Source organism: Phocaeicola sp. (assembly GCF_048170425.1).
In the GTDB taxonomy this organism is placed as follows: Bacteria; Bacteroidota; Bacteroidia; order Bacteroidales; family Bacteroidaceae; genus Phocaeicola.
In genome coordinates this window covers 1-16,701 of sequence record NZ_DBEXBB010000234.1, presented here as the reverse complement: position 1 = coordinate 16,701, position 16,701 = coordinate 1, and the positions used below count along the sequence as shown (strand labels likewise).

Genomic DNA, 16,701 nt, shown 5'->3' with positions numbered 1-16,701 from the left:
CCGACAGCTCAGCCTTCCATAAATACATATCTGCATAAGCACGCAGATTTTTCAAAGAATCAGCCTGTTCTGCCGAAGCCGGTTTCAAATAAAACTCATCCTCCTGCGGAAGCTGTAAAAAATCAGAAATCGGCAATTCATGCCACTTCATATCATAAAAAGCAATATGGCTGTCAGCCGCTGGAGCCGAATAAGTAGAAACTGCACAAATCACTTTCACGGAGTCATTTAACGGAAGTAATTTCAGTTCCAAAGTACTGGCAGAAGTCGTTTTCAGGAATAAATAATCTGAGGTCAATTTAGTCATTTCCGACATATTTCCAAAACGGTTCTTCACCTCTGCCTTCATCCCGCTTTCCAGAAAGTCCCCAAAATCAGCCCGATTAACCTCTGTCAAAAGCGGAGACAATGAATCTGGCAATGCTACAAAAAGCGTTTTCAAATCTTGCGCACGCCCAGCAGCACCATATACACATAACACGAATATCAATATCAAAATACGTTTCATAACCAGCTATTCAAAAAAGTGCCCAAATATACAACTATTTCTTTTAGAAAGAATCTTTTCCTTCTCAATTCTTCCCATCCCGTCTTTTCAGGAATTCGCTGGGGCTTTCTCCAAAATAGTCTTTATAACACCGGGTGAAGTAAGACGGGGAACTGAATCCCACTTCGTATGTAATTTCGGCCACCGTCTTTTCAGAAGATGCCAGCAAAGAGGCAGCCTTTTTCAGCCGGGCTATGCGCAACAATTCATTCGGAGCATATCCGGTCAAGGATTTTGTTTTACGATATAACTGCACGCGCCCCAATCCCAATTCAGCCCCCAAGTCTTCTACACTCAAATCTGAATTACCCATCTTTTCTTCTATCAAGGATTTCAGTTTTTCCACAAATCCCTTGTCCACTTCGCCTAGCTGCTGTTTTCCGCCTACAGCTGTGGCATCTTCTGTGAACGACTTCAACCGCTTCCGATTGTCTATCAGGTTGCGAATTCGCGCCAGCAGGAGTTTGGCATTGAAAGGCTTCGTCAGATACGAGTCTGCACCCGAATCATATCCCTGAATCCGCTGTTCATCCATAGCGTATGCCGTCAGCATCAATACCGGAATGTGAGACGTCTGCAACTCGCTTTTCAGCCGCTTACAACATTCTATACCGTCCATAACAGGCATCATGACATCACATACCACTACATCCGGCACATATTTCATAGCTTGTCTTATGCCTTCCTGCCCGTTAACTGCTTCAATTACAGTATATTTATCTTGCAGCAACATCTTCACGTAATCACGCACATCCTGATTGTCATCAATAACCAGCACCACTTCTTTGTCTGCTGTTCCGTCCACCTCCACGTTTTCAACCCACTGATGCAAAGTCTCCTGTCCAGCATCCAGCACAGCCCCTTCCTGCAAGTTTTTCAAGGATTCATTTTTCTCTATAACCTCCTTCACTTCGCCTTCCTGCTTCATCGGAAGTACAACCCGGAAACATGTACCTTTTCCTTTTTCACTTTCCACCTGTACCGTACCCTTATGCAACTGCACAAAAGCCTCTACCAGAGCCAATCCCAGGCCTGAGCCTGTATGCTGCACATCTATTTGATAAAAACGTTCAAACACATGATGTACATGTTCTTCCGACATACCAATACCCGTATCACTGACTTCCATGCATAAATACGGTTGATTATCTTTCTCTATCCGTGAAAGCGCAACTTTTATCTCACCTTTTTCCGGAGTAAACTTAAAGGCATTGGACAATAAATTGTAGGTAATGCGTTCTATTTTTTCCGCATCGGCCACCATCACATACTGCGCCGCGTCTCCTTCCGCCTTCACCTCAAACTGAATATGCTTCCGAAATGCCAAGGTATGAAATGCCTCTGTCCAATCCTTTATACATTCCAGCGCATTAAATTCAGAAAGCCGCAAAGCCAGTTTACCATGTTCATATTTCTGAAAATCCAGAATCTGAGTAATCAATCTCAATAAGACTGCGACGTTTTTCCGCACAATCTCCAGCATATTCCGCTCCCTCTCACCTAAATGCTTTTCCTCCAGCAACTGATTGATTGGGTCTGCAATCAAGGTCAACGGTGTACGGAAATCATGCGACACACTGGTAAAGAAGGCCAACTTGGCATGTGTAGCCTCCTCCAACTGACGAGACAATACAATCAGCTGATCACGCTGTTCCTGCAACTGGTCACGCTGCTGCTCCAATTGTTGCTTCTGACTGGACAATTCCGTATTCATCCGGTTCTTTACCCAAAAGGCACGTACCAGGAAAAAGAACAAGAATCCAACCAACACCAATATCACCACACAAGCATATAAGAACATTTTCTGTGCAGAGTAACGAAGAAAATAATCATCCAGCTGACGATTTAAAAGCTCAATTTTCTGATCCAGCGTCAGAATATGCTTCATCTGCATCTGCATCACACGGGCATTGGCACGGTTCACCAATGCAGTAGAAAGAATATTTTCTCTCTGATAGGGTTCACCCCGCAATATAGCCATGGCCACCTGAATCACCTTATCTCCGCCTGTGGGATAAATGAAGGTGGCATCCAGTTTGCCTTCCGCCACACTTTCTACTCCAGCAGCTACCGCATCAACTCCCACAAACGCAATCTGTCCGGCACGATTCTTCTGGCGTGCCTTCTCATACGCTCCGATGGCCATGCGGTCATTCTGTGCAAAAACAAGGTCTACTTGTGGATGAGCATCCAGTAACGTATCCATAACCTCCCCAGCCTTCTGCCGGAACCACCCGGCTTCAGCAGAAGCCACCACCTGCACCCCCGAAGCGGCCTTCAGGGCTTCCATCATCCCCCGATGACGCTCCACGGCTGGAGTAGAACCTCTCAGTCCGGTAATCTCTATTACCCGTCCCTTTCCTCCTAAACGGTCCGCTATATATTCACCTGCCTTACGGCCAATTTCATAATTGTCAGCACCTACATAGGCTGTATATTTTTTAGAATTGATTTTCCGGTCGACCAGGATGACAGGAATTCCTGCATCGTATGCTTTCTCAATCACCGGCGTAATAGCTTCGGCTTCATTAGGGGCCACAATCAGCAAATCGACTTTTCTTTCAATTAAAGATTCTATGTCCTTAATCTGATAGGTATTATCATCATGCGCCTGATAAACTTCCACATTTACCCCCGGATAAAACAGAGCTTCACGAAGAATCTCTTTGTTCATCTGGGCACGCCAATCATCTTCACTACATTGTGATACGGCTATCGTATAGTCCGCCTCGTTTCGGGAGCAAGCGACAGACAAAAGCAGCAAGCAAATCACACCTATCCAACCACAGACTAAATGTTTCATATTTTCATATCTATTTCTGCAAATGTATGAAAATCGTAGCGATTTATACAGTCTGACAGATACAAAAATCACGAAACCGACCCACAATTATTCGTTCAACGGCTCTACTCATTTTATGTCTCCCGAAGCGGAACCATACGTTTTCCGCGTGAGAAACCTACGTTTTCGCTTCGGGAAACGTATGGTTTTCACGCGGAAAACATAAAACAGACAAAGCCGAAGCGTCATTATCTTCAGCAGGCTTTCCAATCTTATCAGACAAAAAAATCTCCGGAAGTACAGAAACATACTTCCGGAGATTTTTCACAAGATAAACTATAATAGCTTAAATTTTTTCCTTCAAATACAGAGGGAATTCAGGCATGGCACCATTCTGAGTACATACAAATGCCGACGCCTCTACTGCCAGTTCATGCGCTTCACGCACAGTCTTACCTTTCAGAATAGAAGCCACGAAGGTAGCCGTGAAAGAATCACCTGCACCTACCGTATCAGCAACGTTTACTTTCGGAGTTTCTACAAATGATACATTACCTGGAGTAAAGACATAACTTCCGTTCACTCCACAAGTCAGAATCAACATTTTCAAGTTATACTTTGCAAGTAGAATCCAGCATTTATCCTGCAGGTCAATACCCGGATAACCAAACATACGGCTTACGGTAACCAACTCTTCATCGTTTATCTTCAACACATTACATTTCTTGAAAGAATTACAAAGTACTTCTTTCGTATAAAAGCCCTGACGGAGGTTGATATCAAATACTTTTAACGTATTTTCGTGCGGCATGGCATCCAGAAACTTATTAATGGTCTCCCGGGAAACTATGCTTCGTTGAGCCAATGAACCAAAGCAAACGGCCGTGGTCTGCTTGGCCAATCCTTCCAAAGCCGGAGTATAAGGAATATTATCCCAGGCCACTCCTTCCTTTATATCATAACAAGGAACTCCCTCTGCATCCAGCTCTACTTGAACCGTACCCGTGGGATACGGAACTTTTTCAATCATGCAATGCAAATTTTTCTCATAGAAATTTTCCAAAATTTCTGTTCCTAACTTATCTTCTCCTACCGCACTGACCGCACGGCCATCCAGTCCAAACTGCGACACATGATAAGCGAAGTTAGCTGGAGCTCCACCAATTTTCTTTCCTTCAGGCAGCACATCCCAAAGCGCCTCACCTATTCCAACAACTATTGTATTTTCCATAGTCTTAATGTTTAATTTTCAATGTATAAAAAAGCAGGTAAATCACACCGGCTGTCATCACAGCCACCGCACCATTCTGTCCCACTGCATCACTGGCAACTCCCATCAGAAGAGGGAATACGGTACCGCCAAACAATCCCATAATCATCAATCCGGACACTTCATTTTTCTTGTCGGGCATAGCCAGAAGAGCCTGAGAGAAGATTATAGAGAACACGTTGGAATTTCCAAAACCAATCAATGCAATGCAAATGTAAATAACCATCTGAGAATCGAAAGCAAAAAGTCCGATCATAGCCAGCATCATGCAAATCACACTTATCAGGAAAAAGACTTTAGAGGATACGGCCCGCAAGATGAATGCACCAGAAAAACATCCCAATGTACGGAATATAAAATACAGACTAGTGGCAAACCCAGCTTCTGTCAATGTCATTCCAATACGTTCCATCAGAATTTTAGGAGCAGTAGTGTTCGTACCCACATCGATTCCCACATGACACATGATGCCAAGGAAAGACAACAGAATAAAAGGTTTTCCTAAAAGTTTCAGGCAATCGGCAAATCCAGAAGCCTTGTCCGGCTGTTCTTCTGTAATAGGAGTAGCCGAAAGCAGGAGAATCGCAAAAATGGCTACTACCATATAAATAGGGAACAAGACTCTCCATCCCAGACCAAACGTCGGAATCGTCTGCAAAGCTCCCCACATAGCCAGATATGGAGCCAGAAAAGAGGCGATGGCTTTCACGAACTGTCCGAATGTCAGTGTACTGGCCAAACGGTCACCGGAGATAATATTACTCAGCAACGGATTCAGAGAGGTCTGCATCAAGGCATTGCCAATTCCCAATAAAGAGAACGAGCAAAGCATCATGCCATAACTGTCTCCAAACATTGGAAGCAACAAAGAAAAGAAAGTCACTCCCAGACTCAGCAATACGGTTTTCTTTCTTCCAATCCGATTCATCAATATTCCCGTAGGTACTGAAAATATCAAAAACCAGAAGAATACTAGAGACGGGAATATATTTGCCTCTGAATCGGTCAAGTGCAAATCTTCTTTCACATAGTTCGAAGCAATTCCCACCAAGTCTACAAACCCCATGGCAAAGAAGCAAAGCATCACGGGAAACAGCTTGGCATATTTTAATTGAGTATTTGTCATTTTTTCTTGTTTTTAATCCTGTTCAAATTCAGCCTTCTCTCTGTCAGAGAGTCTTTTCCTCATTCAGCCGTCAGCTCTATCACACGACTCTGAGTGGGTTTAAAACCAAAGACATTGAGTCCGACCTTCATCAAATAATCACCGGAGAGCAATTCTCCATCGGCCTCCAAATCTGACTTTGTACCCGGCATCAGGTTGATTTCTTTTATCCGGTACATCTTGTTCGGTTCCAGTCCTTTCACCTTCAAAGGAAGCAGTTTTTCCTGAAAGCGAGGATAAATGTCGTATGTAAAGACCACTCCTTTCGAAGCATCCTGACTGACATAGTTTACAGCCATGTGGTTGGATTCATACGGAGATACCAGACGATATTGTACGCCATCCAAAATAACCTGCTTCAAGCGTTTCCAATTGGCTACCGCAAGCTGGCAATATTCCAGTTCTTCCGCTTTCAGTTCTTTCAAGCCAATATCAAATCCCAGCTTACACATGGATGCCATGTCGGTACGGAACTTAATAGAAGTATTCTTGTTCCAGCTCGTCACGTGTGCACACATGGCCTTTGCCGGGAAGAACTGGGAAAATCCCCACTGTATATAAGCTCTTTCCACAGGGTCTGTGTTGTCACTGCACCAGAATTCCGTGAAATATTTCAAGGCTTCATAGTCACAGCGTGCGCCACCACCCGAACAAAGCATCATCGGAACATTCGGATAGTTCTCTTTTACCCGCTTCATGACATTGTACACGCCACGCACGTGGTCTATATACAAACGTCCCTGTGCACCTTTCAGGTAAGAAGAATAGATATTCGTAATCGGGCTGTTGCAATCCCACTTGAAATATGCAATTCCCGGATTTTCCTTCAGCAACTTGTCTACAATGCCATACACATAATCCTGTACCTGCGGATTGCTCAAATCAAGCACCAACTGATTACGGTAGTAATACGTGTCACGGTTCGGATAATGAATTGCCCAGTCGGGATGTTTTTCAAACAATTCACTTTTCGGATTCGCCATCTCCGGCTCAATCCAAAGACCGAATTTCACCCCTTCTTTTTCGGCTGCCTCTACCAGGGCATTGATTCCATCAGGCAGTTTATCGGCCGTCACATTCCAGTCGCCCAGTCCGGCCTTGTCATCACTGCGCTTGTATTTATTGCCGAACCATCCGTCATCCAGCAAGAACATGTCTACCCCCAGTTCCTTTGTTTCCTTAATCAAGTCAACAAGCATATCCTGATTAAAGTCGAATCCTGTATTCTCCCAGTTATTCAACAACGTCAGGCGAGTACCTTTTCCATCTTTCAACTGATAATTCCGTGCCCAGTTCTGAAAGCGACGACTTCCTTCACCTGTACCCTTATTGCTCAAAGTGAAAATAAATTCAGGAGTGGTAAACACTTCACCCTTCTGAAGTTCATAGACCGAAGCATAAGGATTAATGGCAGGAATCACACGCAGATTTCCCACATTATCCACTTCAAAAGTAAAACTGAAGTTACCGGTCCATCCCAATGTACCCATCAGGACTTCCCCCTGATTTTCTGCGGCAGGGGACTCCAGACCGACCATGAAAAAAGGCTGTGCATGCATGGCAGCACGACTACCAAGCTTGGTATCCACCACTTTCTTTCCGAACTCCAGCTTCTGTGTACTCATCTGCACTTCTTTCGCCCAGTCTCCGCTGAATTCTGTCAAATAGTAAGACGGACGATTGAAATACAACATTGTAGAAGCGTAACGGAATAACTGTACAGGCTTTTTCTCCTGATGTGAGATTTCACTCCAAGTCTTGATTACGTCCTCCTTTTCGTAAGCCACGTAATGCAAGGTTACGTTCACCGGATATTTGTCATCACGCAAATGAATATCTGTCTGTGTACCTCCTTCCACAGCTTTCGTGGAAGAAGATACGTAATAAAGCCAGGTAGAAGCATTGCCGTCGGCATGAGTCACTCCCAAAGCCGGTTCAAAGAAATCTTCGTTACCTGAACCTGAATACACTTCCCATCCGCGTGGAGAGACACTGGCGTCTGATGCAGGGTGTATCTGCCAGTCCAGTTTCTTCAAATCAGATTCATGTAACAGTTTTTCGCCTAAGTAAGTCTGATAAAGCCGTCCGTTTTCAGCCACCTGAAGCACCAAATCTGTATTATCCGTTGAAATCCGGATAACCTTTTCTTCTGCTGCTTCCATGCACTGAATCCCCCAAAGCAAGCCTAAAGCCGTAATAAAAAAGTTTTTCATGGTCATGTCTGGTTTTAAGAATTATAACCCCAATTTATGTATCTTCATATTCTCTACCTTATAATCACCTCCTTCACTGTAAAGACGGATAGAATTATAGGGTTTTGTAGGGAATACCAAGTTTGTCATGGCAATGCGACCTCCATTGGCAAAGATTTCTACAGAACACTTGTCTACAAAAATCTGCAAATGATAAGTTTTTCCTTCACACAATGAAAGAGGTGCCCATGTGCCTAATGCAAAGTCATTCTTATAGTTGATAGAAGTCGTTTTACGACGGTCATGATTTTCAATGGCATGAGGTTCTGCTTTTTCGCCAAAAGCAACCAATCCACTTTCTGTACGGTCCATCACCAGTTTACCTGCTTTCATATCCAGGTAAATCTTGGTCTTCTCACCTTTATCGTTCAGCAGTTCCATTCCAGCTACGGCAGATGCATCTGGAGTTACATCCATTTCAATTTCAAATGCACCGTCATTCTGCGGGAAGATTTCGTCAATCTTGCTTTCACCTTTCACGGTCTGGTTATCAATAGCACGTGTTTCTTTACGCAAGCCTTCCGTTTCCTTTACAGCATTGGCTGCCATGTAAATCTGACCGTCCTTCGTATACAATGACAGTTCACGCGGCAAGGCATTTGCTCCACGGTACTGACGGATAGGAGTCACATTCGCATATTGCCAATTGCTCATCCAAGGAACTGCAATCACACGGTCACCCGTATTGGAAAAACAAACCGTTGCATAATGATCTTTACCGAAGTCCAGCCATTTTGTTACTTCCGGTTTCGTGTCACACTTGAATTCTTTTCCATCAAATTCACCCACGAAATACTCCGTAGCACTTCCACCAAACATACATCCCGGATTGATATTCACAATCATCACCCATTTCATCTTGTTCTTGTCACCATCTACCGGAAGCTGGATAAAGTCAGGACATTCAAACTGGTTCGGCTGTACTCCATAGCCTTTTCCGAATCCGCTCTGATATTCCCAGTCTTTCAAATTAGAAGAAGAGTAGAAACGCATTTCCTTATCCGCAGAAACAATCATATACCATTTCTGAGCTGGTTCATACCAGAAGACTTTCGGATCACGGAAATCCTTCAGACCGTCAAACGGAGTTAAAATCGGATTTTTCTCGTATTTTGTATAAGTGCGCCCATTATCGTTGCTATAAGCCATACACTGAATCTGTCCGTGTTCATCACTGGCAGAGGTATAGAAAGCAATCATGGCGTCTTTTCCGTAGCCTGCGCTATTGTTCTTATCTACCACTGTACTTCCTGAGAAAATGTGACCCAATGTGTCACGTGCGATAGCAGGATTCAAATGGTCCCAATGAATCAAATCCTTACTAACAGAATGTCCCCAGTGCATATTTCCCCACTTAGAACCGTAAGGATTGTACTGAAAATACAAGTGATACTCTCCATCTTTATAAACCAGTCCGTTGGCGTCGTTCATCCATCCGTAAAGCGGTGTGTGGTGATATACCGGACGATAATAATCCGTATTAGCTGTATTAAAGGTATCCGACAACTGAATGTGGTCCCAGCAAACAGCATTTGCGGCTACTTTACTAATCGTCACTGTCGCTTCTTTTGTACCTGCGGGCAACTCAAACGGCACATAATATTCCACACTATCTATTGCCAAACGTACATCCATTGGCATATCTGCCGGACTTCCGGTCACTAATTTCACCTTTCCTTCATCAGATGACTCCTGAATAGGAAGCAAAAGATATTTAGAAGGATTTTTAATATGCACGATTGTCAAAGTATCTCCTTGATGCTCAAATACCAGATTACTTTTTTGTGATTGGCATGCCCACATACCAGTCAAAAAACACGCTCCTAATGCGAGGTTAACAAAATTCTTTTTCATGATACGTTGTTTTATGGGATTAAAAATACAAATTATTCTTTTAAAATACCTACTGAAAACTTTTTATAACCGGCACAACTCCTTGAATCGCTGTGCCGGATTTTTGTCGGAATAGAAAAATGAATGTCAGAATTTAAGTTGTGCAGAAAACTCTACAGTGAACGGGCGGATATAGCTTCCTGCCATTACTGTATTGGCATATTTTCCAGCTTCTTCCTTCGTTACGAGTTCTGCACCTGCGATACTTCCTTTTGCACCAGTCTGGTTCAGGAAGTTCACTACTGAACAACCTAATGACAGCTTCTTGTTTACCTGCCAGTTCAAACCACCGAAGGTTTCCCAACGGCCATTGAAATAATAGGCATCATTGATATTAGCGTATGTCTTGCTAAAGTAACGGAAGCTGGTCCAGATTTTCAAGTCTTTTGTAATCATATAGCTCGGGTCGATTTCCACGATTACCTGCGGGATTTCTGCTACAATGTTACCTGTAGCATTAATCTGACCTACATAACCGTCTGAGAATTTCACAGAAGTTTCATATTTCTTGTAAGTCGGCTTCTGATAAGTGAAGAGGAAGTGCAAGTCAAAACCTTTAAACGGACGAGCTACCACGTCGGTGGTCCAACCTAATGTCTTAATATCATAGTTCAACGGAGCAGCCAAAATTTCGTTTACTCCATTCACGCTATGCTGCAAGTTCAACGTAGAGTTATTATTGGTCTTTGAGATATAAGAGAACAAGGAAGTCAAACTCAACCATTCATTGTTATAGTAAATACCGGCACGTCCCAGAGGTACTGAAATCTTATCGGTATTCGGCAATACTGCCGGAGCAAAGTTCTCAATTCTCGGATGCTGGGTAATGTAAGTAAAGTCTCCAGTAAATCCGAACTGTTTGGTCAACTTATAAGTAGCGGCTGCACTCAGTGCGTAATTAAACCAGTCATACTCCATCGGAGTCGGTTCAATTTTTGTTCCATTAGATGCAGTAGCTCCCAGATAATAATCAGCAAAACGTCCTACAAAATTGCCATCGGCATCTTTAACCGCTGCATTGTTTCCACGAAGTGCCTGATATTCCAGACGCGCACCGTAATAAAGATTAAAGTTATCTGTCACATCCCAGTCGTGAGTGAAGTACACGGCCAGTTTGTTTTCATGACCTTTATAATATTCTGATGCATTCTTGTTGAAGTCATAGTAATATCCATTTCCTCCATATACACGAGCTGATGATGTGGCATAGTCCGGATTATAAAGACGAACCGGATAACTTCCGTCAGTCGGTACAGACTGGTCATACATCGTAGTATTTGATGCATAATCAATGTCATAATACCATTCGTTCAATCCTAAACGCCATGTTCCGTTAGACAATTTACGAGACAATTCCGTCGTAAACATCACTTCATCAATGAAACCGCGGTTCAAGCAAGACATACGGCTCTGTACATATTCACCATCGTATGCTCTCATACTACCGTCTTCTGCTTCATACTGATAATTGATAGCACTGTTTGCACGCTGTGAAAGTTCCATCGGAGTCTGGTATACGCAAGAACCGGTCGCATGGTCGTATTTCATGATTACTTTCCAAGACAAACCGTTATCCCAGTTGTAGTTGTTCATCAAAGTAAACTCACTACCTTTATTCTGTACGGCATCATACAAGTTCGTTTTCTTCAACTCTCCTGTACGCATATCGCGATATACCATTTCATTATCAACCGGAAGATAAGAAGTCGTACCCAAAGCAAAAGCACCCAATTCTCTTACACTGCCATCGCCTACGTATACAAACGGAGCCGACTGAGTGGCATACATATACACCGGATGACTGTTGCTGTAATGATACATAGCTGTAAACTCACCACGGTTATTATTATAGCGCTTTGTCAAGGCAAACTTATAAATCTGTGTACGATCCTGAAAAGGAGTAGATTTGATTTTGAATGTTCCCGGGTCAAAATCCTGATAGATACTTCCACTATAGAACCAGTCTTTGGCAATTTCTCCGTTCAGATTCAGAGAAAATTCCTGCATGCCAAAATGGTTGGACTTATAATTCAATGTTCCATGAAAACCTTTTTCACCAAGCTGACTGAAAGAGTTGACTGCATATCCGATATTACCGGTTGTAATGGCAGTTTCTGAAATCTTCAACAACCCCACATGGCTCAAGCTGGCATCAGCACGCCACAAAGAGTTTACACTGTGCGGATTGGTAGCATAGGTTACCGGAACTCCATTCTCAAGCACATTCACATCTGCAGAAGGAAGACCAATCTGAATTTCACGAGGTCCGTTTGCACTGGCGGCATTCAACATTACGTTACGGTTAGCTTCTTCTTTCGTATTAGAAGCAACCTTTGTAGAATCCTGTTGCGCGAATGCACCTGTACATGCGCAAGCTAATAAAAGAACAAGTGCGCTAACACGTTGTTTGGTTTGAATATTTGCTCTCATAGCATCAACTTTAATAGTTTAAACTTGAATTGTTTTGATGCTACGAAAGTAGGGAAACTTCAGAAATTCATATAAAAAAAATGTTTCCTCACCTTGCATTTTTGTTACAAAGAAACAAAATTACAACAAGAGGAAACATTTATAACAATTTACTTATCAAGCAATTACAAGATACGTCTTTTTAAAATGCTTCTTTCCGCTTACCGCTGGTTACAATCAGATAAATTCCTAGCAGAATCAACGGTACACTCAACCATTGTCCGATATTCAAAGTCATGCCCACTTCTTCAGCAACCTGCGGATTCTTCATAAACTCCAACCCGAAACGAGCACCGAAAAAGATTAGCAAAGAAACCCCTGTAGTCAATCCGATTCGTTTTCCTAAATGAAGCTTGTGATACATGAACCATGATACGACCAGTGCCACCAGACAATAAAGCATCTCATAAATCTGGGTAGGATGACAAGCCTGCGCCACTCCATTCTGATTGTACAACTCCTGCCATTCACGCGAGCGGACAAACTCAAATCCCCATGGCAAAGTCGTAGGATAACCAAAAATCTCGGAGTTCATCAGGTTGCCAAAACGGATACACATACAAACCACCGCAACGGCAGGTATCATACAGTCGAACAACCACCACACACTTTTCTTCGTCACTTTCTTGGAATACCAGATTAAGGCCAATATCAAGGCAAACACTCCTCCGTGACTAGCCAGTCCACCTTTCCAGATTTTCAGGATTTCTGCCGGATGAGCTCCATAATAATCCCATTCATAAAACAGACAGTGCCCTAGACGAGCCCCAATTACACTGCTGACAATACAATATACAAACAGTTTATCGGCCCAGTTTTCCGGATATCCTTCCTTCTTAAATAAACGGGAGACCATTTCGTAAGCCAGAATAAATCCCAGCCCCCACATCAGTCCGTACCAACGGATTTCGAGCGAACCCAAATGAACCAGCACCGGATCCACATCCCATACAATGCTCGCAAATGTCATTTCCTTCTTAAATTTTCGATTATTACCGGCAAATATACGACAAAGAAACGAATGTTACGATTCCTTACCTGTAAGTTTCATGAAAGAATTAGCTACCTCTTTACGAATACTTCTCCAACTAGGCATAGGTTTCAGTTCTCGACGTATAGGAGCATCATAAAGCAAAAACAACAATAACAAAAAAATACATGCATAAGCCGCCCATCCATACAATTGTTTAAGGCTGATTTCCATTATATAAGAAACAAACGTCTCCATATAATTTCCCAAATCGAAGGGTGCACGACTGAAACTGACATGATTGATGTTTCCCCCATAACGGGATAGATTATCAGACACATAATAGGATAACCCCTGCGTGTAAATAGCAGAACCAATTACACCTCCCATTACCATATGCAACATATTGAATACGCTCAACGCTTGAAAGAAATGCTGGAAAGTCATGATTTCTTCCAAGCACACCATAAAAGTGGCACTCAACACCGCATAGGCAAACCCACGACACACAATGAGTAAATAAAGCTGAGACAAATGAATGTCGGAAGAAATCACAAAATAATATCCTGACAGATAAAGCACCAGTCCCACTATTCCAACAATCAGCAAGCGAAGATAGTTGAAACGCTTCACATGCATCCACCAATAGGCAAACAAGCACCCTGCCAACACACCGATAGCTGCAAACCAGTCCAACCGTACACTGACCATCTCTGTATAGTGCATTACCTCTTCGTAGAAAACCTCTTCCAATACACGCTCAGCGGACAAGAATCCTTCTACCAAAGTTATCAGAATAAAAATGGGAAACAGATAACGATATGTCCACATTTTCGGTTCCAGAAAAGGATGGCGTATCGTACACATCCGCCAGACACCTATTACTGCCGTAACCACAATAATGACAGCCAGCGAACGAATGACCGGACTGTTCCACCAGTCATACCAGTCCCCATAATCAAAGAAATAAGCAATTTCCAGCAACAAAGCAGCCCAGATAACCGCCCCTAACCAGTCGATACCGAACAAAGGAAATTTCTTGATGATACGAAAATGCCTCGTACAAACATATAGCACCAACAGGTTGAAAAGCATGACCCCTCCCATAAACCAATGCATATAAGTCCAATGATAATAGTACATCAGGTAAGTAGCCAGAATATCTGAAAGCTGCATACTACCCAAAATAACAATATGCAATAACGGAAAAAAGACTGTAAAATCTCGCTTGGGAGTCATCCAAAGTTGAATGTTTGACATACATTCAAAAGTTCCCTGAATCTTGCAGATTCCCTCTACGAAACAAACAGCCCAAAGAAGCGGTAAAAAAGTAATATAAGGAGCCGCCAGATTACATACCAATACTCCCAATGAAGCCGCAATTAATAAAGTCTTGTTCGTAAAACGGAACTTCATCCGGAAAAGCAAAGGGAAATAAATAGCCATTCCCGACAGGTTGGCATACAGGCACATCAGCAAGTCTTCGCGCATAAGCGTAGTCTCCCCCATCATTTGATTCAACGTGCCCAAATAAAGCCCTCCGGAAAACTGAAACGTAAAGGCAAAAAACACATAAATCCACGGCTGCCATTTCCGAGGCACAAAGTCCCGGAACATGGGCATAGTAAAAGGACCGTTCAACGCAGGTGCTCCCATAATCAATATTTCACTTTACATTCTACATTAAACCCAGCTCGCAGACATTTCAGCTTATCTGCCGAATTCCCTTTCAGACTGATACGTACCGGAACACGCTGTTCTACTTTCACAAAATTTCCGGTAGCATTATCCTGTGGAATCATAGAAAAAGCAGCTCCCGTCGCATCCGATATTGATTCTACAATTCCAGTATAAGTTATTCCTGGTACCGCATCCGCTGTCAGCATCACTTCAGCCCCTTCCTGAATATGAGAAATCTGCGTTTCCCGATAATTGGCTATTACCCACAAGTCACCACCGTCTACAATGTCGAGCATGGTCTGTCCGGGCTGCACCAATTGGCCCTCGTGAATATCCTTATGCCCTGTTACCCCATCACAAGTAGCCACAATCACCGTATAAGACAAGTTTAATTTAGCAAGCTCTACAGCAGCTCGTGCAACCCGGACCGCAGCCTCATTCTGCCCTAGTCTTCGTGTCTGTTCACTTTTCACCAAAGAAGTGGAGCGTTTTACCCGCATAGCTTGTTCATAGCGAGCTTTAGCCGCTTCATACGCAGTCTGCACATTATCATACTGTTGTCGGGTAACTGCATTTTTTTCGTACATCTTTTTATAACGTTCCAACTCACGAGCCGCATTTTCCATCTGTACCCGTACTTCTTCTATACTGGCATCATTCACACTCAAATTATTCTGAGCAGTAACAATACCAGCTGTTGTTACTTCCTGCCCCGAAAGAGCATTAGCAAGATCAGCCTCAGCTTGTGCCAAGCGTAAACGAAACTCAGTATCTTCAATAACCAACAAGGTGTCTCCCTTATGAACCGGTTTATATTCTTCAAAATAAATTTTCTTGATAAATCCAGATACCCGGGTATTAACCGGTGTAATGTGCTGCTTTACTTGTGCGTTGTCAGTATACTCCACATTTCCTAAATGAATAAAACGAGCACAGACATAAACCAGCCCTATGCATAATACACAAATAATAAATGTATTGTAAATTAACTTTTTTGTTTTTCTTGTCATCATAACAGTTCAATTTTATCGGTTTTCTATAATGTATGGGTAATGTATTTCATCTTATAATAATTATATACCACATTGATGCGGGCATTAACTAATCCAAGATCAGCAGTCAACTTCATATTACTGGCATCCAGCATATCGGTCAGCAACGCCATTTCATTTTCATATCGATTACTCGTCACCTCATAATTCTCATTCGCCAGCTTCACGCTATTCTCCTGTGTATGCAAATCAGTAAAAGCCGTTAAAAAATTCACATACCCAGCCTGAACCGCATTCTCCACCTGCTCCAGCGCCAGTTGACGAGTTCCCTCTGCCTTACGAACTTCCAAGCGAGCCTGCTTCAGTTTACGACTATTTTTAAACAAAGAAGAAAGACTATATTTCACTCCTACTCCCACATACCAGTAATTAAAGTTATTATCCAACACCGGTACTTCGATTGTAATCGGACCATCCAAGTGTTCCGCAGCCATCAACGATATTTTCGGCAAGCGTGCAGAACGCTCCAGTTTCACCTTCTGTTCATTTACCTGCACCGCAGTTTGCGACTCCTTCAATCCTATATGAGTCTGTACAGCCATTTGTTGCCAGTCATTCTCTGTCAACGTCAGAATTTCTCTTTCCAACAAAGCCGAATCGGGTGCAAATACCGTATTCTCC

General features: G+C 42.9%; 11 protein-coding genes. All 11 read right to left on the bottom strand.

The annotated features are described in order from the left end of the window. Positions 1 to 508 (bottom strand): DUF3256 family protein (locus ACMJ0U_RS09390; protein WP_417129706.1); only part of this gene is annotated, 508 nt, incomplete at its 3' end. Between the two features lie 64 nt (positions 509 to 572). Further along, entirely contained in the window at positions 573 to 3,350 is a 2,778-nt protein-coding gene (locus ACMJ0U_RS09385) for a substrate-binding domain-containing protein (protein WP_417129705.1), read from the bottom strand. A 325-nt stretch (positions 3,351 to 3,675) separates the two neighbouring features. Continuing rightward, positions 3,676 to 4,560 (bottom strand): carbohydrate kinase family protein, encoded by an 885-nt coding sequence (locus ACMJ0U_RS09380; RefSeq protein ID WP_417129704.1) that lies wholly within the window; start codon positions 4,558 to 4,560, stop codon positions 3,676 to 3,678. Between the two features lie 4 nt (positions 4,561 to 4,564). After that, positions 4,565 to 5,725 (bottom strand): MFS transporter, encoded by a 1,161-nt coding sequence (locus tag ACMJ0U_RS09375; RefSeq protein ID WP_417129703.1) that lies wholly within the window; start codon positions 5,723 to 5,725, stop codon positions 4,565 to 4,567. A 59-nt stretch (positions 5,726 to 5,784) separates the two neighbouring features. Continuing rightward, positions 5,785 to 7,977: an alpha-galactosidase gene (locus ACMJ0U_RS09370; protein ID WP_417129702.1), complete on the bottom strand. Its 2,193-nt coding sequence runs from the start codon at positions 7,975 to 7,977 to the stop codon at positions 5,785 to 5,787. 21 nt (positions 7,978 to 7,998) lie between these two features. Further along, positions 7,999 to 9,870: a GH32 C-terminal domain-containing protein gene (locus ACMJ0U_RS09365; RefSeq protein WP_417129701.1), complete on the bottom strand. Its 1,872-nt coding sequence runs from the start codon at positions 9,868 to 9,870 to the stop codon at positions 7,999 to 8,001. Positions 9,871 to 9,996: 126 nt separating this feature from the next. Continuing rightward, positions 9,997 to 12,339 (bottom strand): TonB-dependent receptor, encoded by a 2,343-nt coding sequence (locus tag ACMJ0U_RS09360; protein ID WP_417129700.1) that lies wholly within the window; start codon positions 12,337 to 12,339, stop codon positions 9,997 to 9,999. Between the two features lie 181 nt (positions 12,340 to 12,520). After that, positions 12,521 to 13,348: a prolipoprotein diacylglyceryl transferase gene (lgt, locus tag ACMJ0U_RS09355; protein ID WP_417129699.1), complete on the bottom strand. Its 828-nt coding sequence runs from the start codon at positions 13,346 to 13,348 to the stop codon at positions 12,521 to 12,523. A gap of 54 nt (positions 13,349 to 13,402) precedes the next feature. Further along, positions 13,403 to 15,004 carry a hypothetical protein gene (locus tag ACMJ0U_RS09350; RefSeq protein WP_417129698.1) on the bottom strand — a complete coding sequence of 534 codons (1,602 nt, stop codon included), beginning with the start codon at positions 15,002 to 15,004 and terminating at the stop codon, positions 13,403 to 13,405. A 2-nt stretch (positions 15,005 to 15,006) separates the two neighbouring features. After that, positions 15,007 to 16,041, bottom strand: a complete 1,035-nt coding sequence (locus ACMJ0U_RS09345; RefSeq protein ID WP_417129697.1) for an HlyD family secretion protein — start codon at positions 16,039 to 16,041, stop codon at positions 15,007 to 15,009. Between the two features lie 23 nt (positions 16,042 to 16,064). After that, the coding region (locus ACMJ0U_RS09340; protein ID WP_417129696.1) for a TolC family protein at positions 16,065 to 16,701 on the bottom strand (637 nt) is incomplete at its 5' end.